Source organism: Rhodomicrobium lacus, assembly GCF_003992725.1.
Classification (GTDB): Bacteria; Pseudomonadota; Alphaproteobacteria; order Rhizobiales; family Rhodomicrobiaceae; genus Rhodomicrobium; species Rhodomicrobium lacus.
On sequence record NZ_RZNF01000004.1, the window covers coordinates 134,447 to 157,246 of the forward strand.

22 protein-coding genes are annotated in these 22,800 nt (G+C 63.1%); 16 read left to right on the forward strand and 6 right to left on the reverse strand.

Annotation, left to right across the window (positions count from 1 at the left end):
• Positions 1-62: 62 nt before the first annotated feature.
• From EK416_RS06890 to EK416_RS06900, 3 genes are all read left to right on the forward strand, one after another.
• Positions 63-986 carry an AEC family transporter gene (locus EK416_RS06890; RefSeq protein WP_127076773.1) on the forward strand — a complete coding sequence of 308 codons (924 nt, stop codon included), beginning with the start codon at positions 63-65 and terminating at the stop codon, positions 984-986.
• Between the two features lie 216 nt (positions 987-1,202).
• Positions 1,203-3,287 carry a carbon starvation CstA family protein gene (locus EK416_RS06895; protein ID WP_127076774.1) on the forward strand — a complete coding sequence of 695 codons (2,085 nt, stop codon included), beginning with the start codon at positions 1,203-1,205 and terminating at the stop codon, positions 3,285-3,287.
• Between the two features lie 20 nt (positions 3,288-3,307).
• Complete coding sequence (locus EK416_RS06900) at positions 3,308-3,502, forward strand: YbdD/YjiX family protein (RefSeq protein WP_127076775.1); 195 nt, start codon at positions 3,308-3,310, stop codon at positions 3,500-3,502.
• 32 nt (positions 3,503-3,534) lie between these two features.
• Here the strand turns inward: EK416_RS06900 and EK416_RS06905 are convergent, their stop codons facing one another.
• Positions 3,535-4,443: a DMT family transporter gene (locus EK416_RS06905; RefSeq protein WP_127076776.1), complete on the reverse strand. Its 909-nt coding sequence runs from the start codon at positions 4,441-4,443 to the stop codon at positions 3,535-3,537.
• Between the two features lie 126 nt (positions 4,444-4,569).
• Between EK416_RS06905 and EK416_RS06910 the strand changes: the two genes are divergently transcribed.
• From EK416_RS06910 to EK416_RS17690, 3 genes are all read left to right on the forward strand, one after another.
• Entirely contained in the window at positions 4,570-5,859 is a 1,290-nt protein-coding gene (locus EK416_RS06910; RefSeq protein ID WP_127076777.1) for an adenylosuccinate synthase, read from the forward strand.
• 63 nt (positions 5,860-5,922) lie between these two features.
• Positions 5,923-6,405, forward strand: a complete 483-nt coding sequence (locus EK416_RS06915) for a hypothetical protein (RefSeq protein WP_127076778.1) — start codon at positions 5,923-5,925, stop codon at positions 6,403-6,405.
• Between the two features lie 28 nt (positions 6,406-6,433).
• Positions 6,434-6,601 carry a hypothetical protein gene (locus EK416_RS17690; protein WP_164729899.1) on the forward strand — a complete coding sequence of 56 codons (168 nt, stop codon included), beginning with the start codon at positions 6,434-6,436 and terminating at the stop codon, positions 6,599-6,601.
• A gap of 8 nt (positions 6,602-6,609) precedes the next feature.
• Here EK416_RS17690 and EK416_RS06920 read toward each other — a convergent pair whose 3' ends face one another.
• Positions 6,610-7,728 carry a M20 family metallopeptidase gene (locus EK416_RS06920; RefSeq protein ID WP_127076779.1) on the reverse strand — a complete coding sequence of 373 codons (1,119 nt, stop codon included), beginning with the start codon at positions 7,726-7,728 and terminating at the stop codon, positions 6,610-6,612.
• 196 nt (positions 7,729-7,924) lie between these two features.
• Here EK416_RS06920 and EK416_RS06925 point away from each other — a divergent pair, with 196 nt between their 5' ends.
• Positions 7,925-8,515, forward strand: a complete 591-nt coding sequence (locus EK416_RS06925; protein ID WP_127076780.1) for a hypothetical protein — start codon at positions 7,925-7,927, stop codon at positions 8,513-8,515.
• A gap of 5 nt (positions 8,516-8,520) precedes the next feature.
• Here the strand turns inward: EK416_RS06925 and EK416_RS06930 are convergent, their stop codons facing one another.
• The gene (locus tag EK416_RS06930; RefSeq protein ID WP_127076781.1) at positions 8,521-9,456 is read right to left on the reverse strand and encodes a glycine--tRNA ligase subunit alpha; all 936 of its coding nucleotides are present in this window, start codon (positions 9,454-9,456) and stop codon (positions 8,521-8,523) included.
• A 191-nt stretch (positions 9,457-9,647) separates the two neighbouring features.
• On the opposite strand from EK416_RS06930, the gene EK416_RS06935 reads away from it, so the two are divergent.
• The 6 genes from EK416_RS06935 to sdhA all read left to right on the forward strand — a co-directional run bounded on the left by EK416_RS06935 (position 9,648) and on the right by sdhA (position 14,626).
• The gene (locus EK416_RS06935; protein WP_164729900.1) at positions 9,648-10,223 is read left to right on the forward strand and encodes a CDP-alcohol phosphatidyltransferase family protein; all 576 of its coding nucleotides are present in this window, start codon (positions 9,648-9,650) and stop codon (positions 10,221-10,223) included.
• Positions 10,214-10,471 carry a molybdopterin converting factor subunit 1 gene (gene moaD, locus EK416_RS06940; protein WP_425376111.1) on the forward strand — a complete coding sequence of 86 codons (258 nt, stop codon included), beginning with the start codon at positions 10,214-10,216 and terminating at the stop codon, positions 10,469-10,471. Before EK416_RS06935 ends, moaD begins: the two co-directional genes overlap by 10 nt.
• 36 nt (positions 10,472-10,507) lie before the next feature.
• Positions 10,508-11,557: a MaoC family dehydratase gene (locus EK416_RS06945; RefSeq protein ID WP_127076783.1), complete on the forward strand. Its 1,050-nt coding sequence runs from the start codon at positions 10,508-10,510 to the stop codon at positions 11,555-11,557.
• 390 nt (positions 11,558-11,947) lie between these two features.
• Positions 11,948-12,397, forward strand: a complete 450-nt coding sequence (sdhC, locus tag EK416_RS06950) for a succinate dehydrogenase, cytochrome b556 subunit (protein ID WP_245433970.1) — start codon at positions 11,948-11,950, stop codon at positions 12,395-12,397.
• Entirely contained in the window at positions 12,397-12,789 is a 393-nt protein-coding gene (gene sdhD, locus EK416_RS06955; RefSeq protein ID WP_127076784.1) for a succinate dehydrogenase, hydrophobic membrane anchor protein, read from the forward strand. The genes sdhC and sdhD overlap by 1 nt, the downstream gene beginning before the upstream one ends.
• A gap of 4 nt (positions 12,790-12,793) precedes the next feature.
• Positions 12,794-14,626 (forward strand): succinate dehydrogenase flavoprotein subunit, encoded by a 1,833-nt coding sequence (gene sdhA / locus EK416_RS06960; protein ID WP_127076785.1) that lies wholly within the window; start codon positions 12,794-12,796, stop codon positions 14,624-14,626.
• Between the two features lie 98 nt (positions 14,627-14,724).
• Here sdhA and EK416_RS06965 read toward each other — a convergent pair whose 3' ends face one another.
• Positions 14,725-15,273 carry a hypothetical protein gene (locus tag EK416_RS06965; protein ID WP_127076786.1) on the reverse strand — a complete coding sequence of 183 codons (549 nt, stop codon included), beginning with the start codon at positions 15,271-15,273 and terminating at the stop codon, positions 14,725-14,727.
• Positions 15,274-15,629: 356 nt separating this feature from the next.
• Here EK416_RS06965 and EK416_RS06970 point away from each other — a divergent pair, with 356 nt between their 5' ends.
• On the forward strand, positions 15,630-16,778 hold the full coding sequence (locus tag EK416_RS06970; RefSeq protein WP_127076787.1) for an efflux RND transporter periplasmic adaptor subunit: 1,149 nt from the start codon (positions 15,630-15,632) through the stop codon (positions 16,776-16,778).
• A complete protein-coding gene (locus tag EK416_RS06975) occupies positions 16,775-19,939 on the forward strand; it encodes a multidrug efflux RND transporter permease subunit (protein WP_127076788.1) in 3,165 nt (1,054 codons plus the stop codon). Before EK416_RS06970 ends, EK416_RS06975 begins: the two co-directional genes overlap by 4 nt.
• Positions 19,940-20,069: 130 nt before the next feature.
• Here the strand turns inward: EK416_RS06975 and EK416_RS06980 are convergent, their stop codons facing one another.
• Both EK416_RS06980 and EK416_RS06985 read right to left on the reverse strand, forming a co-directional pair.
• On the reverse strand, positions 20,070-20,552 hold the full coding sequence (locus EK416_RS06980; RefSeq protein WP_127076789.1) for a Dps family protein: 483 nt from the start codon (positions 20,550-20,552) through the stop codon (positions 20,070-20,072).
• Positions 20,553-20,869: 317 nt separating this feature from the next.
• The gene (locus EK416_RS06985; protein WP_245433971.1) at positions 20,870-21,247 is read right to left on the reverse strand and encodes an NUDIX domain-containing protein; all 378 of its coding nucleotides are present in this window, start codon (positions 21,245-21,247) and stop codon (positions 20,870-20,872) included.
• A 343-nt stretch (positions 21,248-21,590) separates the two neighbouring features.
• Between EK416_RS06985 and EK416_RS06990 the strand changes: the two genes are divergently transcribed.
• Positions 21,591-22,799, forward strand: coding sequence for an MFS transporter (locus tag EK416_RS06990; RefSeq protein ID WP_127076791.1), 1,209 nt, complete (start codon positions 21,591-21,593; stop codon positions 22,797-22,799).
• The last annotated feature ends 1 nt before the right edge of the window (position 22,800 follow it).

Below are 22,800 nucleotides of genomic sequence, written 5' to 3' on the forward strand. Positions count from 1 at the left end.
CTCGAAGCAGCAGGCCCGTCACCTTCTGCGGAAGCGCTTAGTCGCGTGCTGGAGCGGCATTCATGTTTACCGAAATCTTTCAAGACGTTGCATCGATCTTCTTTGTTCTGTTCCTCGGCTACTGGGGCGGAAGAAGCCTCGCCTTCTCGCCAGAACAGACAGCGGGCTTCGGCAAACTTGTGCTGAATTACGCGCTGCCGGCAACCCTCTTCGCCTCCATCGTCAAATCGACACGCGAAACGCTGCTATCCGACCTGTCGCTGCTTTACTCAAGCCTGATCGTGCTTTTGGGATGGACCTTGATCTCCTTCGTCGTAGCGAAGGGCGTCTTCAAGCACACCCGCGGAGAAAGCGCGATCGCGAGCCTAAGCGCCAGTGCCCCGACGGTGGGCTTCCTCGGCATCGCGGTGCTCGCTCCGATCTTCGGGGCCGCCTCGGCCCTGAGCGTCGCGATCATGTCGCTCGTCGTCAACGTGCTTCAGGTTCCGTTCGGCATCTTCTGTGTCGCGCCCTCGGGCACGAAGCCCGCGGCTGCCCTGGTCGATGCCGTCAAGCAGCCGGTGGTGATCGCGCCGATCCTCGCTGTCCTGCTCGTGCTGGGCGGACTTCGCGTGCCGTCCGAAGCACAGCCGATGCTTGAACTTATTGGGCACGCAACATCGGGGGTGTCTTGCTTCGCGGCGGGGCTGACGCTTGCCCAGCACAAGTTTCAATTCAATGTGGAGGTTGGCTGGAATACCCTCGTCAAGCTCGTGCTCATGCCCGCCACGATGCTCGGCGTGGGCCTCTGGTTCGGCATGTCGGGCGACAAGCTCCGCGAAGTCGTTCTGCTTGCCGCGCTGCCGTCCGCGATGAGCGGCGTCATTATTGCCATTCGCTTCCAGACCTACATGCAGGCTGCGGCTTCCACCCTCGTGATGACCTCGATCCTGTTCGCCGCCGCCGCGCCGATTTGGATGTATGTCACGGCACGACTCGCGGGTTGACCCAAGCCTCCCCCCGGATCCGTTACGCGCCGTCGGATCTTGCTTCCGGGGCATTTTCCACCGATCACGAAATTTTAGATCGCTGGAAACGCGCCTCGGATGCACAGTCGTCCGACTTTATCCTTTCTTGCGCAATGATGCGGCCGTTTGTCATATTCGCAAGAGCGGCAAAAGGGCAAAAGGAACCGCCTAATGATGCGGCACCGGGAGGAAAAAATGAGCACCCAAGCTGGCGCTTCCTTATCGATCAGACAGATCTTGATGTGGCTTCTGGTGGCGATCGTCGGGGCGGGCTCGCTCGGCGTCGTGGCGCTATCGCGCGGCGAACCCATCAGCGCCGCCTGGCTCGTGGTCGCCGCTCTCTGCGTCTATCTCATCGCCTATCGCTTCTACGCGCTGTTCATCGCGCGTCGTGTGCTTCGCGTCGATCCGAACCGGCCGACACCCGCGTGGCGGCACAACGACGGCCTCGATTATGTGCCGACGAACCGCTACGTGCTGTTCGGCCATCACTTCGCGGCCATCGCGGGCGCGGGTCCCCTCGTCGGCCCCGTGCTCGCCGCCCAGATGGGCTACCTCCCCGGCACGCTATGGATCCTCGTCGGCGTCGTGTTCGCAGGAGCCGTGCAGGACATGATCATCCTGTTCTTCTCGACACGCCGCGACGGGCGCTCGCTCGGCGACATGGTGCGCTCGGAGATGGGGCCGGTCGCCGGCGGCATCGCGCTGATCGGCGTGCTGCTGATCATGATTATCCTGCTCGCGGTGCTGGCCCTCGTTGTGGTGAAGGCGCTTGTCGGCTCGCCCTGGGGCACGTTCACGGTGTTCGCCACGATACCGATCGCACTCTTCATGGGCGTTTACTCGCGGTTCCTGCGAGTCGGTCGCATCGGCGAAATGTCCCTCATCGGCATCGCGCTTCTGCTCGCGGCGCTCATGTATGGCAAGGTCGTCGCGGAAGATCCCGCGCTCGCGCATTACTTCACCCTCTCCGGCGAGCAACTGGCGCTCTGCATCATAGGCTACGGCTTCGTTGCGTCCGTTCTGCCTGTGTGGCTGCTGCTCGCGCCGCGCGACTATCTCTCCACCTTCCTCAAGATCGGCACCATGGGATTGCTCGCCATCGGCATCCTGATCGTGCGGCCCAATCTCGAAATGCCGGCCGTCACGCAATTCGTCGACGGCACGGGCCCCGTCTGGGCGGGCAGCCTCTTCCCCTTCCTTTTCATCACCATCGCCTGCGGCGCGGTGTCGGGCTTTCACTCACTGATCTCATCCGGCACGACGCCGAAGATGATCGAAAACGAAAGCCAGATCCGCTTCATCGGCTACGGCGCGATGCTGGCTGAATCCTTCGTGGCCATCATGGCGATGATTGCCGCCACGGTCCTGCATCCCGGCGTGTATTTCGCCATGAACAGCCCCGCCGCGCTGATCGGCACCGATGCCGTGAGCGCCGCGCAGGTAATTTCGAACTGGGGCTTTGTCGTCACGCCCGATCACCTGACACAGCTCGCCAAGGATGTCGGCGAAACCACGCTTCTGTCGCGCACGGGCGGCGCGCCGACGCTCGCCGTCGGCATGGCGCAGATCCTCGCGGGCTTCCTCGGCGGCCAGACCATGATGGGCATCTGGTATCACTTCGCGATCCTGTTCGAGGCCCTGTTCATCCTGACGACGGTGGATGCCGGTACGCGCGTCGCCCGTTTCATGATCCAGGACAGCATCGGCAGCGTCGTTCCACGCTTCAAGAACACGGAAAGCTGGGCGAACAACGTCATTGGCTCCGCGCTCGCGGTTTCGGCCTGGGGATACTTCCTCTATCAGGGCGTGGTCGACCCGATGGGCGGCATCAACACGCTGTGGCCGCTGTTCGGCATCTCGAACCAGATGCTCGCCGCCATCGCGCTGATCCTGTGCACCGTCGTCCTGTTCAAGATGAAGCGCGAGCGTTACGCGTGGGTCACGCTGATCCCGACGACATGGCTGCTCGTCTGCACCATGACGGCGGGCCTCCAGAAGCTGTTCCACCCCGATCCGAAGATCGGCTTCCTCGCGCAGGCGGCTCGCTTCGAGACCGCGCTCGCGGAAGGCAAGATCCTCGCGCCTGCGAAGTCGGTCGGGCAGATGAACCAGATCATCTTCAACAACTACGTCGACGCGGTCATGTCGGGCCTGTTCGTGCTCGTCGTCGCATCGATGGTGGTCTTCGGTGTCGTCGCCATGTGGCGCGCGCTCGGCTCGCCGAAGCCGACCGCCATCGAGATCGGCGGCGGTCCGCTGCCGAGAGCGGCCGAGTAACGGGAGACAGGAAGCGCGTCATGCAGCAGAAAGCCGGTTTCTGGAAAATGGCGGCCCAGACCGCCCGTCTCATGGTCGGCATCCCCGACTACGAGACCTATCTCGAACATCGACGCGCCCGCCATCCGGGCGAGCCCGTCATGTCGTGGGAGGAGTTTTTCAAAGAACGGCAGGACGCCCGCTACAAGGGCAAGGGCCGCTTTCGCTGCTGCTGACGTGAAGTCGGCATCCAACCATTGAGAGGCCGTCACGCCTTTACGGCGACGGCCTCCCGCTTTTTCCGGGTGCCGAGCAACACGCCTGCCACGATGAGCGCGAAGCCCGCCGCGTGGAACAGGTGAAGCTGTTCGCCGAGCGCGAGTGTCGCCAGCAGCGCTCCGAACACCGGCACGAGGAACAGGAAAAGGCCCGTGTTCGCCGCGCCCATGAGTTCGACCGAGCGGTTATAAAAGACGTAGGCCAGAATGCTCGGAAAAATCGACACGTAGATGATGGCCGCCGCAGCCGCTTCGTCCCAAACGGGCCGATAGCCCGCGCTCCATTCCCAGGCCATGAAAGGTGCATTGCCGACCGCCGCCACGGCGTAGGTCACGAAATTGAAGCTCTGCCAGCTGATACTCGGCCGCAATCTCACGCAGGCCGTGTAGATCGCCCAGGACAGCATCGACGAGATGATGAACACGTCGCCGGGGTTGAAGCGAAACGACGCGAGAGACGCGAGGTCCCCTTTCGCGATGACGATGAGCACGCCCACGAAGCCCGACGCCAGACCCACGATCTGCAACCGCCCGATGCGGTCGCCGAACAGCGCCCATGCGGAAAGCGCAATGAACATCGGCCCAGCCGCGTTGAGCACGAGCCCGTTGAGCGCCTCCGTCGAGGTCAGGCCGATATAGGACAGCGTATTGTAGGCCCCCGCCCCGATCGCGCCCAGAAACAGGAGAATGGCCCAGTGCTCGCGGATCGCGGCACCATCGCGCTTGAGATGTGCCCACGCAAATGGCAGAAAGATCAGCGTCGCCAGCGTCCAGCGCAAACAGGCCAGCGTAATCGGCGGAACATGCCCCGCGATTGCGCGCCCGAGAACGAAGTTTCCCGCCCAGAAGATCGTAGTCAGCGTCATGAGAAGACGCGGCCGGTCGAAGAATGGCGTCAAGGCAAGTTCCTTCAGGTAGGGATCTGGACGAGCGACGATTTGGTTTCAAGCCCATGCGCGCCCGGCATGGCAATGTCTTGTGGCATGGGCTAGATTGGGCGCTTTGGAAGACATCCGGGGAACGAGATGGCAAATGTGGTCGTGGTCGGCTCGCAATGGGGCGACGAAGGTAAAGGTAAAATCGTCGATTGGCTATCCGAACGCGCGGACATCGTGGTGCGTTTTCAGGGCGGCCACAATGCCGGACATACGCTCGTCATCGACGACAAGACCTACAAGCTTTCGCTTCTGCCCTCCGGCGTCGTTCGCGGCAAGCTTTCTGTGATCGGCAATGGCGTCGTCGTCGATCCGTGGGCGCTGGAGCATGAAATAGCAGAGGTTGCGAAGCTCGGCGTAAACGTAACACGCGACAATCTCCGCATCGCGGAAAATGCGACGCTGATCCTTCCTCTCCACCGCGAGCTTGACGCTCTGCGTGAGAACGCGGCGGGCGCGGGTGCCATCGGCACGACGAAACGCGGCATCGGCCCCGCCTACGAGGACAAGGTCGGCCGCCGCGCGATCCATGCCGTCGACCTGCTCGACCTCAAGACTCTGCCCGCCAAGATCGACCGCGCGCTCGTGCATCACAACGCGCTGAGGCGCGGCCTTGGCCAGCCCGAGATCGACCGCGACGCGCTCCTTGCCGAACTCGTCGCCATCGCGCCCAAGATCGCACCGTATGTCGAGCCGGTCTGGCAGCTTCTCGACCGCTACAAGCGCGAAGGCAAGCGTATCCTGTTCGAGGGCGCGCAAGGCTCGCTGCTCGACGTGGATCACGGCACCTACCCTTACGTGACATCGTCCAACACGGTCGCGTCCAACGCGGCCACGGGGTCGGGGCTCGGCGCAAGCTCCATCAATTATGTGCTCGGCATCACGAAGGCCTACACGACGCGCGTCGGTCAGGGACCGTTCCCCACGGAACTCACCTGCGAGGCGGGCCAGCGGCTCGGCGAACGCGGCCACGAATTCGGCACCGTCACCGGGCGCGCGCGCCGCTGCGGCTGGTTCGACGCCACGCTCGTCCGCCAGACGATTAAGGTTTCCGGCATGAACGGCATCGCGCTGACGAAGCTCGACGTGCTCGACGGCTTCGACGAGATCAAGGTGGCTGTCGGCTATCGGCTGGGCCACGCCGAGATCGACCGTCTGCCGGCATCGCAGGAAGCGCAGGCGAGCGTGCAGCCGATTTATGAGGTCATGCCGGGCTGGCAGGAATCGACGCAAGGGGCGCGCTCATGGGCGGATCTCCCCGCGCAGGCCATCAAATATGTGAAACGGCTGGAGGAACTGATCGAGGCGCCGGTGGCGCTTTTGTCGACGAGCCCCGAGCGCGCCGACACCATCCTCGTCCACGATCCCTTCCAGGACTAAGTCTTTTATGACCGTAAGCTTGGCATCGGTTATAACTGAAAAACAGTTATTTGATTCGATGCCATGGCTTTCGTTCCGACACTTGCCGACGACACCGATTATGTCCACGTCCACCGCGACGGGAATGCTTTTCGCGTGTCAACTCAGATTGGATACGACGACGACACCCAGCACGTTTATTACCTGGCAATCATGCTGGATGTTGTCCCAGCATGGGGCTACGAGCTTCGATATTGTATTGAGGAATACAATGCAGAAACTGAGGAATTCAATGCTTATTGGGATCGCGGAGAGGTGCGATCCTTTATCGGTCGCAATGATAGGATTAGGGTGTTAGGGTCACTTTTTAGCATCGTGAAAAAACTGGTCAGCTTGGCTCAGCCTGACGCAATTACGATTGTAATAAATGACGATGGACAGGCAATGGCTCGAAAAGACACAATGCTCTTGCAAGTGATCGAATCTTGCGGATACGACATCGTCATATCAGATAGCTATTATGGCAGGAGAAGAGTGCGTCTGGAGCGCTGCCAAGGCGAACCTTGAGGTTTTGAGTATGGCTAAGGATAAAACCATGACACGCGAAGAGGAGATCCAATTCTTGGATAGAGCTAAAGCGAGAGCTGAAGCGCGTGCGCGGGAATGGCATGCTCATCAGTCCGTTAAAGCCGCTGCGAAAGGCGATTATCTGAATACGCTGCAACTCATTAAAGAAGCAAAGAAGGTTAAAGCGCGAGGATAGTCGCTTCCTTATAGCCCGCACCAGCGCACGATGAGGTCGGTGTAGATCGCCTCGGCCTCCTCGATGCGCTGGACGGAGCACCATTCGTCGGTCTGGTGCGCCTGCTCCGGCTCGCCGGGGCCGAGGATCACCACCGGCGGATTGCCCATGCCGGGCTTCAGCGCCCCCGCATCGGTGAAATAGGGTGCGCCGCCGAATGTCGGTTCCGCGCCCGTCACCTCTCCCACCACATGAATGACGTCCGCCATCCACGGGTCGTTCGGGTCGGTCCATACCGGGTCCGCCGTGCTCGTGACGTGGAACGACACGCACCCGCCTGCCGCGCGCGTGAAGCGCTCCACAAGCTCCTTGCGATCGAGGCCGGGCACGATGCGCACGTCGACGCCGATCCGCGCCTCGTCCGGCACGGAGTTCACGTTCATGCCGCCCTTGAGCCAGCCGACATTCGCCGTCGGGCGTCCGAGCACGGGGTGCGCGTCGCCCGAGAAGTCGAACTTTTCAAGCGCCAAGGCCGCGCGCGCCGCCTTGTAGACCGCGTTGACGCCCTGCTCAGGCATGGAACCGTGCGCGGTCACGCCCTTCGCCACGCCTTCGAGCCAGAACACGCCCTTGTGCCCGGCAAGCGGGCGATTGGCCGTCGGCTCGCCGATGACGATCGCTCCGGCGGGCGGCAGAAGCCCGTGCTTCTTCATGTGGTTCGAGCCTTCGCAGCCGCGCTCCTCCCCCGCCGTGATGACGAGCACGAGGCCGGGCGTGCCTTCTAGACGCGGCGCGAGCTTCACCGCCGCCGCAACGAAAGCCGCGACACCGCCTTTCATGTCGCTCGACCCGCGCCCATGGACACGGCCGAACGCCAGTTCGCCGCCGAACGGCTCGACCGTCCACGGCGCGGCACCCAGCGGCACGACATCGGTATGGCCGGAAAAGCAGATCGGCTTTTTCTCGGATGTGCCGCCGATGACGGCGATGAGGTTCTCGCGGTTCTCGCCGATACCCGGATGTTTGATCGAGAAGCCCGCCGCGTCGAGGATGCCACCGAGATAGCGCGCGCAAGGGGCTTCGTTACCCGGCGGGTTGACGGTATCGAAGCGGATCAACTCTTGCGTGAGATGGATGGCGGAAATCATGCGGCTGCGCGCTCTTCGTGGCGGAAACGCACTACGCTACCGCATGTCGCCTTGCGCGGGAATAGCGGAAGCGGTTGCGCCGCTCATGCCGATCTGTGATCGCTCAATCTATCCATCTGCTTTGACGCCGCTATAACGCGTGCTATGAAAGCGCTCGCATAGCAATAAGAAGCGTGGGCGCTGGGGTTAACCGTATATGTGGATAGTCTTCGCTTGGGTGGTGTTCTGCTGGATAGTCGGCACCTTCACGCGCACCCTTGTTGGGGTGGGGCTTTTTTTTGCACCAATCGTTGGCCTAATCACCTTCAGCATAACTGAACGTGCAGAAGCCGGGTGGTTAGCCGCCGGTTTGACCGTCTTCATTCCAGTCGGTTTTCACATTGACAAAAAAGAAAAGTACGAAGCCGAGCTAAAGGCAAAAGAACGAGAACGGAACGAAGCGGAAATCGCTCGTGAAATGGAGAAAAAGAAACGGCTTCAAATTCAAGCGGATGTCGATGAAGCATATAACGTTTTAACAAAACTTTCAGGAAGCGAAGAGGCGAGACAGTTATGTCAAGATTATATAGATTTCTATTGCAATGATATAATGGAATTAGAAACAAAGAAAGCCTTCGAGACAAAAATAACCGAGTTTGCCAGACCTCACATAGAAGCGATAAAATTGAAGCAGCTTGAAGAAGAAGAGCGGCGATGGCAAGAAGAGGAAAGGCAGGAACAGCTCAGGTTAGCTGAAATCAAGGCAAAAAATGCCATTCTGAGAAAACGTTATATTGATAATACGTAAGGTGCCTAAGCACCGCCGGCCTCCGTCTTGAGCCACGCCGCGCAGCACGCCTTCGCGAGGTCGCGGACACGCAGGATATAGCTCTGCCGCTCGGTCACCGAGATCACGCCGCGCGCGTCAAGCAGGTTGAAGATGTGGCTCGCCTTGATGCACTGGTCGTAGGCGGGCAAAACCTGCAAATGGCGCGCGCCCTCTTCCTTCGGCTCGCCCGCCGCGAGCAGCGCCTTGCATTCCTTCTCGGCGTCGCGGAAGCGCTGGAGCAGGATCGCGGTGTCGGCGAATTCGAAATTGTGCCGCGAATATTCCTGCTCGGCCTGACGGAACACATCGCCGTAGAGCACGCGCTTGTCGTCGTCGCGGCCGTTGTAGTTGAGCTTGTAGACGCTATCGACGTTCTGGATGTACATCGCGAGACGTTCGAGGCCGTAGGTGAGTTCGCCCGCGACCGGATCGCAGTCGAAGCCGCCCACCTGCTGGAAATAGGTGAACTGCGACACTTCCATGCCGTCGCACCACACTTCCCAGCCGAGCCCCCACGCGCCGAGCGTCGGGCTTTCCCAGTCGTCCTCGACGAAGCGGATGTCATGCACGCGCGGATCGATGCCGAGGCGCACGAGGCTTTCGAGGTAAAGCTCCTGAATGTTCTCGGGCGACGGTTTCAGGATCACCTGAAACTGATAATAATGCTGGAGACGGTTCGGGTTCTCGCCGTAACGCCCGTCCTTCGGCCGCCGCGACGGCTGCACGAAAGCAGCATGCCACGGCTTCGGCCCCAGCGCGCGCAGCGTCGTCGCCGGGTGGAACGTGCCCGCACCCACTTCCATGTCGTAGGGCTGAAGAATGACGCAGCCCTGCTCCGCCCAGTAATGCTGGAGCGTGAGGATCAGATCCTGGAAGGAATGCGCGGGATCGAGTGTCGTCGTGGGCTTCACGTGTTTCATGGGGCGGAACCGATGGGTGCGATTTGCGCGCACGGTAGCCGCGTTTTGGCGTCGGAACAACGCGTTTAGCGTTAGAAAACGCGCTGCGAGCTTTGCAATAAACGTTTTTTGCGTTTTGAATGGATCCTCTCCGCATAGCGCAGCCGGTAGTCCAGTTTGCATTTGCCAACGCAGAGCTTATATCAGCGGCGATGCAGCATATTACAATGCATATCGCGCCTGCGCTCACGCTTGCGAACCTCATCACGACGTCGCGCATCGCTGCCGCCGTGTTGCTCGCCCTTGCGGCGCTGAGCGGATGGCCAACGAAGCTTGTCGCCGCGCTCGTCGCCTATGCCGCCGCTTCCGATGCGCTCGACGGCATGGCGGCGCGGGCACGCGGCGAGGTCACGGCCTTCGGCGCAATGTTCGACCAGTTCGCCGACAAGATCTTCATCGCGACCGCGCTCGCCCTCCTCATCGCGAGCGGCGCGATCTCGGGCGCCGACGTGCTGGCCGCGCTCGCGATCCTCGCCCGCGAGGGCGCCGTTCTCGCCCTTCGCCATGAGGCACGGCGCAACGGCATGGCCGCTCCGGTGAGCGCGCTGGCCAAGGTCAAGACCGCCTCTCAATATCTCGCGGTGTTTCTCATTTTTGCCGCCGCCATCGAACCGCCGTCGCGTGTTCTCCTCGAAGCCGGCCTTGCCGCGCTGTGGATCGCGGCGGGTTTGAGCCTCTTCACCGCCGCCACGTATCGTCTTCGCATGCGGGAGCGCAAATGGACGTGACGATCAAATATTTCGCCTGGATGCGCGAGCGCGTCGGCTTGCCGGAAGAACGCGTCGCGCTGCCCGCGCATGTGGCGACTGTCGCGGACGTCGTCGCCTGGCTCGCGACGCGCGGCGAAAATTACGCCGCCGCCTTCGCGAAGCCGCACCTCGTCCGCGCCGCCGTCGATCAAATTCACGCCTCGCATGAGACTACTGTCTTAGGCGCGCGGGAAATCGCGTTCTTCCCACCCGTAACCGGTGGATGATATGACGTGCCCCAGCATCTTCGGACGGGGAAAACCATGAGCAAGGCACGTCAGGGCAACTATTTCGAGGATTTCAGGCTTGGGCAGGTGATAGCGCACGCCACGCCGCGCACGGTCACGGCAGGCGACGTCGCGCTCTACACCGCGCTTTACGGCCCGCGCTTCGCGGTGCAGTCGTCGGATGCCTTCGCGAAGGCCATCGGTTATCCGGCCGCGCCCGTCGACGACCTGCTCGTGTTCCACATCGTTTTCGGCAAGACGGTGCCGGATATCTCGCTGAACGCGGTGGCTAACCTCGGCTACGCGGAACTGCGCTTCCTGAAGCCGGTCTTCCCCGGCGACACGCTGTCGTCTACCTCCGAAGTGATCGGCCTCAAGGAAAATTCCAACAAGCAGTCCGGCGTCGTCTATGTCCGCACCACGGGGCGCGACCAGTCAGGCGCGCCCGTGCTGGAATACGTCCGCTGGGTGATGGTGAAGAAGCGAGACGAAGCCGCGGAGGCGCCCGCGCCGCACGTGCCGAGCCTCAAGGCCGCCGTCGATCCGTCGGAACTCGGCGGTGCGCTTCCGCCGCTCACGCTGGAAGGCTACGACACGAAGCTTTCCGGCAACGCGGCGCGCTGGGGAGATTACGAAATCGGCGAGAAGATCGATCACCTCGACGCCATGACGCTCGAAGAGGCCGAGCACCAGCTTGCGACGCGACTCTACCAGAACACGGCGAAGGTGCACTTCAACCTGCACGAACAGGCCCAGGGCCGCTTCAAGCGCCGCCTCATCTACGGCGGCCACATCATCTCGCTCGCGCGCGCGCTTTCGTTCAACGGTCTTGAGAACGCGTTCCACATCGCCGCGATCAATGCGGGGCGGCACGTCTCGCCAGCCTTCGCGGGCGACACCGTCTATGCGTGGAGCGAGGTGCTCGACAAGCAGCCGCTGCCGGGGCGCGACGATGCGGGCGCGCTCAGGCTGCGCCTCATCGCGGCGAAGGACAAGCCCTGCGCCAGCTTCCCGTACAAGGCTGGGGAGCAATACGACGCGTCCGTGCTGCTCGATCTCGACTACTGGGCCGCGCTCCCGCGCTGAGTCCGCAGCGGGCTCCGGCGGCGAGCTTCGCAAGGGCTCGTCAAGGATGCCCGCCAGGCTGCGACCCGTCGCCGCCATGGCTGGCATACGCTGAGCGTGAACGTGACAGCGCAGCCCGCAAACCTTTGCTGCGCTTGCGGTTGCGCGCGATCACAAGACGGCGAGACGGCGGGAGCGCGGCAAATTGGATTTCCATTTCGCCGCCAGAGCCTGTATGGAAGTTGCAAATTCTTGGACTGGTTCTAGAACCTCGTCCAGATCACAGTCCCGCCCGGATCTTGTCGCCGAAAGCCTTAGCGGTTCCGCGCCGCCGTTTGTTGCTGCCCGTCGGCCTGAGCGATATAGTCCGGGGCGTTAAGAAAAACTGCATCGAGGGTTAAGAAGGATTGCATGATGGCGGAAGCCAAGCCTATCGCGGACACACGGCCGCTGGCGCCGAAACCGATGTCTCCGCATCTTTCGATCTACCGTTTCAAGATCAACATGATCCTTTCGATCATGCATCGCGTGACGGGGATCACGAACTATTTTGGCAGCCTCATCCTCGCGGTCTGGATCGCGTCGGCGGCGACGAGCGAACAGGCTTTTAATACGGTCAGTTCATACCTCGCGACACCGCTCGGTCTCGTCATCCTCATCGGCTTCACCTGGTCCGTGATGCACCACATGCTCGGCGGCATCCGTCACTTCATCTGGGATGTGGGCTGGGGTTTCACCAAGCCCGCCGTCAAGTTCCTGTCCTGGGCGACGCTGTTCGGCTCGCTCACGCTGACGGCGATCATCTGGGGTTACGCACTTTCGCACTGGGGCCACGCCCTTTCGCTTGGGGGGGCCCGCTGATGCCTTCGACGACCTACAGAACGGAACTCAAGAAAGTCCGCGGCCTCGGTTCTGCCATCGGCGGCCCAGGCACGGACCACTTCTGGGCGCAGCGGCTCACGGCTGTCTCGAACCTCTTCGTGGTGGCGTTCCTCGTCTACACCGGGCTCACGCTCGCGGGCGCGCCGATTGGGGAAGTGAAGGCGTTCTTCGGCCACCCCTTCAACGCGATCGCGTCGATCCTCGTGGTGATCTCGACCGCCATCCATATGCGCCTCGGCATGCAGGTTCCGGTCGAGGAATACATGCCCCACGGCCTCAAGGTTCCGTTTCTCTTCCTGAACACCTTCTTCGTGATCGTGATCGCCGTCGTCGGCGTGCTGTCGATCCTGAAGCTTTTCCTTGGAAATTAGTCTCATGGCGGATGCAAAACTGAACGGCGTCGCCGCTCCCACGGTGAACGGGCGCGCGTACAAGATTCACGATCACACCTTCGATGTGGTCGTGGTCGGCGCTGGCGGCGCGGGCCTTCGCGCGACACTCGGCTGTGCACAGGCGGGCCTCAAGACGGCCTGCGTGACGAAGGTTTTCCCCACGCGCTCGCATACCGTTGCGGCGCAGGGCGGCATCGCGGCCGCGCTCGGCAACATGGGTCCGGACGACTGGCGCTGGCACATGTACGACACCGTAAAAGGGTCGGACTGGCTCGGCGATCAGGACGCAATCGAATATCTCTGCCGCAACGCGCCCGCCGCCGTGTACGAGCTTGAACATTACGGCATGCCTTTCAGCCGCACCGAGGCGGGCAAGATCTACCAGCGTCCGTTCGGCGGCATGACCACCGAATTCGGCGAAGGCCCGCCGGCGCAGCGCACCTGCGCCGCCGCCGATCGCACCGGCCACGCCATGCTGCACACGCTCTACGGCCAGTCGCTTCGCTATTCGGCCGACTTCTTCGTGGAGCACTTCGCGCTCGACCTCATCATGGACGACGGCATCTGCCGGGGCGTGATGTCGCTCTCGCTCGAAGACGGCTCGATCCACCGCATTCGCGCGAAGAAGACGATCATCGCGACGGGCGGTTATGGCCGCACCTATTTCTCGGCCACGTCCGCGCATACCTGCACGGGCGACGGCAACGCCATGGTGCTGCGCGCGGGGCTTCCGCTGCAGGACATGGAGTTCGTGCAGTTCCATCCGACCGGCATCTACGGCGCTGGCGTGCTCATCACCGAGGGCGCACGCGGCGAGGGCGGCTACCTCACCAACTCGCAAGGCGAGCGCTTCATGGAGCGCTACGCGCCGCATGCGAAGGATCTGGCGAGCCGCGACGTGGTTTCGCGCTCGATGACCATCGAGATCCGCGAGGGGCGCGGTGTCGGCCCGAACAAGGACCACATCTATCTCCACCTCGACCATCTCGACCCGAAGATCCTCGCCGAGCGTCTGCCCGGCATCACCGAGAGCGCGCAGATCTTCGCGGGCGTGGACCTTCGCCGTCAGCCGATCCCGGTTATCCCGACCGTCCACTACAACATGGGCGGCATCCCGACGAACCATCTCGGCGAGGCGATCAACCCGCGCGCGGGCGACCCGGATGCGACGATCCCCGGCCTGATGGCCATCGGCGAAGCATCCTGCGCGAGCGTGCACGGCGCGAACCGCCTCGGCTCAAACTCGCTGATCGATCTCGTGGTGTTCGGCCGGGCCGCAGCGCTGCGCTGCGCCGAGACCATCGAGAAAGGTCAGCATCCGAACCTCGCGGCGAACGCAGGCGAGGAAGCCATCGCCCGCCTCGACCGCTTCCGCCACGCCAACGGCTCGACGCCCACCGCCGTGCTTCGCGGCAAGATGCAGCGCATCATGCAGAACAATTGCGCGGTGTTCCGGCAGGCAGACGTGCTCGAAGAGGGCGTGCGGCTCATCAAAGAGGTGTGGGATGGCATCGAGGACGTTCGCGTCACCGACCGCTCGCTCGTCTGGAACACGGACCTCACCGAGACGCTCGAATTCAACAACATGATCGGCCTGGCGCTTGCCACGGTGACGGGCGCGCGTGACCGGCAGGAAAGTCGCGGCGCGCATGCCCGCGAGGACTTCCCGAACCGGGACGATCAGAACTGGATGAAGCACACGCTCGCCTATGGCGACGACGAGAAGCGCACGGTGACGCTCGACTATCGCCCGGTGCATACGCACACGCTGACAAACGACGTGCAGTACATCCAGCCGAAGGCACGCGTGTACTGAACGCATTCGTCGGCTCAAGGCTTTCGCAAAGAAATCATGGCCGGGGCTTTCCCGGCCATTTGCGTTCCTGCGCCCGATCCGGCGGCGTTCGCAATGACCTACGCGCGCCCGAACCAGAAGCCCGCAGCCGCCAGACACGCCAGGGCCGCTACGTTTACGTAGTAGGCGTTCGAAACCGCAAACCATGCCGGGCGGCCGAACTGCTTTTTCGCGAGCAACCAGAGCGCGACAGGCAGCGTCAGCAGCGGCAGAAGCGTCGGCGCGAAGAGGCACGCACCCAACACACACAGCACCGTCGGGATCGCGTCGTCGATGAGAGCGTCGTAGCGCGTTACCACGGCGCCGGGCGGATAGGTGCCGTCCTCGAACGGCGCGATGGCATTGCGCGCCTGCCGGATAAAGAAAAGAAAGAAGAGCACTCCCGAAATCGCGGCGGCATCGACGACCCAGACGGGCGGCTTTGACGAGAACACCGCCGCCCCGAAGCCCACGAACGGCTCTGTCGCCGCCCGCCACGCCTTCAGGATAGGCATGGAAAGCTCGCCGAACGCGAGCCCGAACGTGCTCTCCAGGATCGACAGGACCGCCAGGCCTTCAACCAGCAAGGCGGCGCAGAACACGGCGTCGGCCGCGATTGCCCTCAGCATTTCGATCGCTTCCCCTTCGACCGCCCATGATTAAAAGACGGTAAGACTTGCCCGTTATCCTTACCACTCTCTTTGAGCGCGAGGATTTCTCCTGCATACTCCGGACTGTCGAAAACGGAAATCCGGCTGTTGCAGAATACGATGGCGCCCTGATTTCTTTTCGGCTTCGCGCCGACGAGATATCCTTTGTCACATGCGCAGGGTTTCATGCGCGCGAGTGTCAAACCGGTAGGAGTGTCGGAATGGCAAGCTTCGCCGCCGAAGCATCGCCATGAACGGCGGTTACGTCGTGCGGGCCCGAAACGCCGGCGCCATGGCGCCGGCGGTCAGCAGGACAAACCCAGGCGGGGATTTTGATGTTTCGTAAAGTGTTAGCGGGCCTTGTGCTTTTCGCCGTCGCAGCAGCGGTGGCGCTTCTGGCCGAACCGTCGCCGAACCGGGCCCCTCAGGCCGCGCCCGCGCCGGCCGCCATCGCCGTCGCGACCGTGCCCGCGCGGATGCGCGACGTGCCGGTGCTCCTTTCCGGCATCGGCGCAGTCGAGGCGTTCCAGATCGTGCAGATACGCTCCCGCGTGGATGGAACGCTCGACAGGGTGAATTTCACCGAAGGCCAGCTCGTCAAGAAGGGCGACGTCCTCGCGATCATCGATCCGCGCCTCTACCGCGCCGCGCTCGACTCCGCCAGGGCGAAGCTCTCGCAGGACAAGGCGCAACTCGCATCCGACGAGAAAGACTTGAGCCGCAGTGTCCAGCTTTCGACGCAGCGCTTTGCCTCGCAGCAAACGGTGGACCAGCTTACCGCGAAAGTCGATATCGGCCGCGCGCTCGTGCAGGCCGATGAAGCCGCCATCCGCACCGCCGAAACCAATCTCAGCTACACGACGATTACCGCCCCCTTCGATGGAAGGATCGGCATTTCCTCGGTTCACGCCGGAAACATCGTCCGCGCGAACGACCAGACCTTCATCGCCGAACTCACGCAGGTCGATCCGATCTCCCTCGTCTTCACCCTGCCCGAAGCGAGGCTCCCCCTCGTCCGCGAGGCGCAGAAGGCCGGGCCGGTTTCGGTTATCGCTCTCGATCACGACGCGAAAGAGCCGGTGGCGAGGGGCAAGCTGAGCGTCATCGACAACAAGGTCGACCAGACCACCGGAACGATCCGCCTCAAGGCGACGTTCGACAACAGGAACGATGCGCTGTGGCCGGGCCAATATGCGCCCGTGCTCGTCGAGGCGGGGGTGCGAAGGAATGCGGTGACGGTGCCTACCGCTGCCGTGCAGCGCGGGCCGAACGGCCTTTATGTTTGGATCGCAACCCCCGAGCGGCGTGCGCAGATGGTCGCCGTCGAAACCGGGCCGAGCCATGACGATGAAACGGTGATCGCGAAGGGCGCAACCGAAGGCGATCTCGTGATCGTCTCAAACCACTACCGCTTGCGCCCCGGCATCGAGATCGAGCCCAAGGCGAAGCCCGTGGCTGCCACCGACGCCGCGGGCCGCACATGAGCCTTTCAACGCCCTTCATTCTTCGCCCGGTCGCCACCACTCTCATGATGGCGGCCATTGTGCTTTCGGGAGTGGCAGCCTTTTTCTACCTGCCGGTTGCGCCGCTGCCGCAGGTCGACTTCCCGACGATCCAGGTTTCGGCGCAGCTTCCGGGCGCGTCCGCGCAAACCATGGCTTCCTCGGTCGCGACCCCGCTCGAACAGCAGTTCGGCCAGATCGCGGGCGTGACGCAGCTCACCTCCACGAGCACGCTCGGCAATACGCAGATCAACATTCAGTTCGAACTGGACCGCAACATCGACGCGGCGGCCCAGGACGTGCAGGCCGCGATCACGGCCGCCGGGCGAAAGCTGCCCACCTCGCTCAGTTCGCCGCCGAGCTACCGCAAGTTCAATCCGGCCGATCCGCCGATCATCATCCTGTCGGTGACGGCGGACACGCTCCCCATAACCGAAGTCAGCGATCAGGCTGAAAACATCCTCGCCCAGCAGATCTCGCAAATCCGGGGCGTGGCCAATGTGAACATCGGCGGACAACAGAAGCCGTCCGTGCGCGTGCAGGTCGACCCGGAGCGGCTGGCATCGCGCGGCCTGACCCTCGAAGACGTGCGCGCCATGCTCGGCACGATTACCGCCGATGCCGCCAAGGGCACCGTTCAGGGCGTGGAGCAAAGCTTCACCATCGCGGCGAACGATCAGATCGTGAAGCCCGAGGATTACGAAAAGGTCATCCTCGCCTATCGCAACGGCGCGCCGATCCGCGTCGCCGATGTGGGCCGCGCCGTGGCGGGGCCGGAGAACACGCTTTCGGGCGCATGGGCGAACGGCAACCGCGCGGTGCTGCTCGTCGTCTTCAAGCAGCCGGGCGCCAATGTCATCGAGACGGTCGACGCGATCAAGGCGGCGCTGCCGAAATTCGCAAGCGTGATCCCGGCCGGCGTCAAGGTCGACATCATGAACGACCGGACGGAAACCATCCGCGCGTCGGTCCACGAGGTCGAGTTCACGCTCGTGCTCACCATCGGGCTCGTGGTGCTGGTCGTTCTCCTGTTCCTGCGCAACGTCCGCGCCACGCTGATCGCGAGCGCCATTGTCCCGATCTCGCTCATCGGCACTTTCGCCGTGATGTATGTCGCGGGCTTCAGTCTCGACAATCTGTCGCTCATGGCGCTCGTCATCGCGGTCGGCTTCGTGGTGGATGACGCCATCGTGGTCGTCGAAAACATCGTCCGCCATGTGGAGGACGGCGAGCCGCCCTTCCGCGCGGCGTTGAAAGGCGCGAGCGAGATCGGCTTTACCGTGATGTCGATCAGCCTTTCGCTTGTCGCGGTGTTCATCCCGCTCCTGCTCATGGGCGGAATCATCGGGCGGCTGATGCATGAATTCGCGATGACCGTCACGGTTACCATCGCGGTTTCGGTCGTGGTCGCGCTGACGCTCACGCCCATGTTGTGCTCGCGCTTCCTGACGCCGCACGCCGAGGAACGGCCGGGTCTCCTTTCCCGCGCGGTCGGCAGCTTTTTGGAAACGCTTCAGGCGGCCTATGCGCACACCCTCGACGTGGCGCTGCGCTTCCGGCTGTTTACACTCATGGTGTTTTTCGCAACCCTTGGACTGACGATTTATCTTTTCATTGTCATTCCCAAGGGCTTCTTCCCCGTGCAGGATACCGGCTCCATCGGCGCCATCACGGACGCGCCGCAGGACATCTCCTTCGACGAGATGGTGCGGCGTCAGCGGGCGCTGGCCGATATCATCGCCGAAGATCCTGACATAGCGACCGTGGCCTCCTACCTCGGATCGTCTCCCGGAGCCACGCTGAATTCCGGGCGTATCTTCATCCGGCTCAAGCCTTGGGGCGAACGCAAGGGGACCGCGCTCGATATCGTGAACAGGCTGCGTCCGAAGCTCGCCGAGGTGCAGGGCGCGGCAGCGTTTCTGTCGCCGTCGCAGGACATCACCGTCGGTGCGCGGACGTCGCGCGCGCTCTACCAGTACACGCTTCAGGACGCGAGCCTCGAAGAACTGAACGAGTGGACGCCCCGCATCGTCGAGAAGCTCAAGACGGTGCCCGCGCTCGCCGACGTTTCGACGGATCTTCTGATCAACGCACCGCAGCTTTCAGTGAGGATAGACCGCGACCGCGCCTCGCTTTACGGCATCACGCCCCAACATATCGACGCGACGCTCAACAGCGCGCTCGGTCAGCGCCAGGTGGTTCAATACTACACGCAGCTTTCCACCTACAATGTGGTGCTCGAAATCCTGCCGGAGCTTCAGGCGCAGCCGGACGTGCTGAACCGCATCTATGTGCGCTCGCCGAATACGGGGCAGATGCTGCCTCTGTCTACGCTCGTCACCTTCGACACGGATAAAACCGGCTATCTGTCCATCACTCACCAGAGCCAGTTTCCGTCCGCGACCGTGTTCTTCAACCTGAAGCCCGGCGTTGCGCTGGGCGAAGCTGTCACGGCGGTGAACGCGGCAATGGCGGAGATCGGCGCGCCAACGACGCTGGTCGGCAGCTTTCAGGGCAACGCGCAGGCCTTCCAGGATTCGCTGCGCACCACGCCGATCCTGATCGTGGCCGCGCTCGTCACCGTCTACATCATCCTCGGCATGCTCTACGAGAGCTTCATTCATCCGCTCACGATCCTGTCGACGCTGCCGTCGGCGGGGGTCGGAGCGCTGCTCATGCTGATGGCGTTCGGCTTCGACCTCTCGGTGATCGGCATCATCGGCATCATCCTGCTGATCGGCATCGTGAAGAAGAACGGCATCATGATGGTCGACTTCGCCATCACGGCGGAGCGGCAACGCGGGCTGTCGGCCGAGGCATCGATCCGCGAGGCGGCGCTGCTCCGCTTCCGCCCGATCCTGATGACGACGGCGGCGGCGCTGCTGGGCGGCGTGCCGTTGATGCTCGGCACCGGGTCCGGCTCGGAGCTGCGCCAGCCGCTCGGCTACGCCATGGTGGGCGGCCTCGCGCTGAGCCAGATCCTCACGCTTTACACGACGCCGGTGATCTATCTCTATCTCGACAAGCTGCAAAGCCGCCTGACGCGCGGGACGAAAGCGGCGCATGAGGCCACGCAGGAGGAGGCGCTTGAACCCGAACTGGCCGACGCGCTCCCCGAGCCGTCGAGGAAGGCCGCGGAGTGACGCCCTCCCGTGATCGCTTCATTGCGATTTATCTCAAAACCCGGAGAGGACGCGTTTCCGGCTGCCGATAATGCGGTAGATGAAATTCGGAGCGTGACGACCGGCCACGCCCCGAAGCATCGATCCGCGATCAGTCTTCCAGCAGCGAACGCAGCATCCACGCGGTCTTTTCGTGGACGTCGAGCCGCTGCGTCAGAAGGTCTGCGGTCGGCTGGTCGTTCGCCTCTTCGAGTAGCGGGAACAGATCGCGCGCGGTGCGGGCGGTCGCCTCCTGCGCATCGACGAGATGGCGCACCATCTCCATGGCCTTCGGCACGCCCGTCACTTCCTTGATGGAGGTCAGCTTGCCGAACTCCGCATAGGTGCCGGGCGCGGGGAAGCCGAGTGCGCGGATGCGCTCCGCGATGAGGTCGAGCGCGTTCCACTGCTCGGTATATTGCTGCATGAACATCACGTGGAGCGTGTTGAACATCGGTCCGGTCACGTTCCAGTGGAAATTGTGCGTCATGAGGTAGAGGCTGTAGCTGTCCGCGAGAAGGTGCGACAACCCGTTTGCAATCTTCTCGCGTTGTTCTTCGGGGATACCGATGTTGATCTGAGGCGCGCGTTTCATATGCTGTCCTTTCGAGTGAACGAGATCAAAAAGGCGATTGCCCGATGCCCGGCTCATGCCGCAAAGCCGGGTTCGGGAAATCCACTCTCTGGAGCCGGACCCGATCAATGGATCGGCCTCGTCGGCGAACCCTCCGCTTTCCAGCGAAGACGGCTTCACAGATGGGTCGACCGACCGGAACAGACCCAGGGCGAATATAATGCTCGCCGTCGCGCTTTGTGAGACATCGCGGTTCGTTTGCCAACGGAAACTTGGCCGCAAGGCAGTCAGGGGGCAAAGCGGCGCGCGGCGGTCTCAGAACCGCGCGGCTTGCGGCTTCACCACTTCGCGTCAATCGGTGCGCCGTCGAAGATTTCGGCAAGCCGTCTCCTGACGGGCTCCACCGTTCCTTGCGGAAGTTCGTCTCGCGCGAAGAACCGGCTTTCCACGATTTCGCGGTTCGGCTTCGGCACGCGCGGACGCTCCCACTCCGGGACGACAAAAACCGCCACGTGATCGTTAGGCATGGTGGAAAAATTCGCGAACAGCCCATGCAGCCGCACGGGCCCCTTGAGGATGACGCCCGCCTCCTCGAACAACTCGCGCGTGAGCGCCGTCTCGGCCGTTTCACGCCACTCGATGCCGCCGCCGGGGAAGTGCCATCCGGGGCGGTAGCCGTGGCGCACGAGAAGCACGCGGCCATCGTCGTCGGTCACGACTCCTTGCGCGCCGAGCGTTGCACCGCGCCTGTAGCGCCAATACGTGGCAATGACGCGTATTGCTAATTTACCGGGCATGGCGTGCGGACTGATGGTTGAGCTTGACCGGACCATGCGGCGCGCCGCCGCCCATTGCAAGCGCCGTATCGGGATGAGCGGCGCCGGCTTTATCGTGTGTCGGTCAGGCCTCGCGGGCGAAATCGCTCGTCCACACACCGCCCGCATCACACCCCGATGATTTGCTTTGCGCGGCGCGTGAGATACAAGTGTTGCTCGACTTACGACGGATCGAGCCGGCGCCGCCCCCCGGACAGCGGCGCGACCGATCCGGGAGATCCTCATGCGCCGCCTCCCCACCGTCAGCCTGCTCATCGCCTGCGCGGCCATCATGCTGGCCATCAACATGGGCATCAGGCAAACCTTCGGCCTCTACATGAAGCCGATCAGCCAGGATCTCGACCTGGACAGGCAGGTGTTTTCGTTCGCCATGGCGCTCATGAACCTCGTCTGGGGCGTGGCGGGGCCGTTTGCGGGCGCGGCGGCGGACAAGTTCGGCTCGCTGCGCGTGGTGCTCGGCGGCACCGCGTTCTACGCGGGTGGCCTCGCGCTGATGGCGACGGCCTCCAGCGGCACCCAACTTGCGCTTGCGGGAAGTCTTGTCGGCATCGGCATCGCGGGCACGGGCTTTTCAGCCGTGTTCGGTGCCGTCGCACGCGCGGCATCGCCCGAGCGGCGCGCCTCGGCGCTCGGTCTCGTGACGATGGGCAGCGCCATCGGCCAGTTCATGGCGTTGCCTTACGCGCATGTGATCCTCGAAGCGACGGACTGGTCGGCCACGCTCTGGATCATGGCGATCACCGCAGCGCTGATCGCTCCGCTCGGCTTTGCGTTGACGAGCGGCGACAGCAGTTCGCACCCCGGCGCGCATTCCGATCAACGTGTCGGAGCGGCGCTGTCGGAGGCGCTTCGCTATCCAAGCTTCCTGCTGCTGACGGCGGGTTTCTTCGTCTGCGGCTTTCACCTCGCGGGCGTCGGCGTACACCTGCCGGCCTTCCTCGCGGACAAGGGCTTCGGGCCGAGCCTCGGAGCGCTGGCCCTCACCATCATCGGCGCCGCGAACATTCTGGGCACATGGGCATTCGGCCGGATCGGCGACATCGCGCCGAAGCACCTGACGCTTGCGGCGCTGTATTTCGCCCGCGCGCTGATCTTCCTGGCCCTCATCTACCTGCCGCTGACCGAAACGGCGGTGCTGATCTACGCCTTCCTGATCGGGCTCCTCTGGCTCGGCACGATCCCGCTCACGAGCGGCCTCATCGTGACGTTTTTCGGCCCGCGCTGGCTGTCCATGCTGTACGGCGTCGTATTTTTCTCGCATCAGGTCGGCAGCTTCATGGGCGCGTGGCTCGGCGGCTGGTTTTATGATACCACTCATTCCTACGATCTTTTGTGGTGGTCGTCGGTCGCCGTCGGGATGCTCGCGGCGCTTTTGCATCTGCCCATACGCGAGGGGCCCTCGCCGAGGCTCGCCGCCGCCCCCGCAGAGTGAT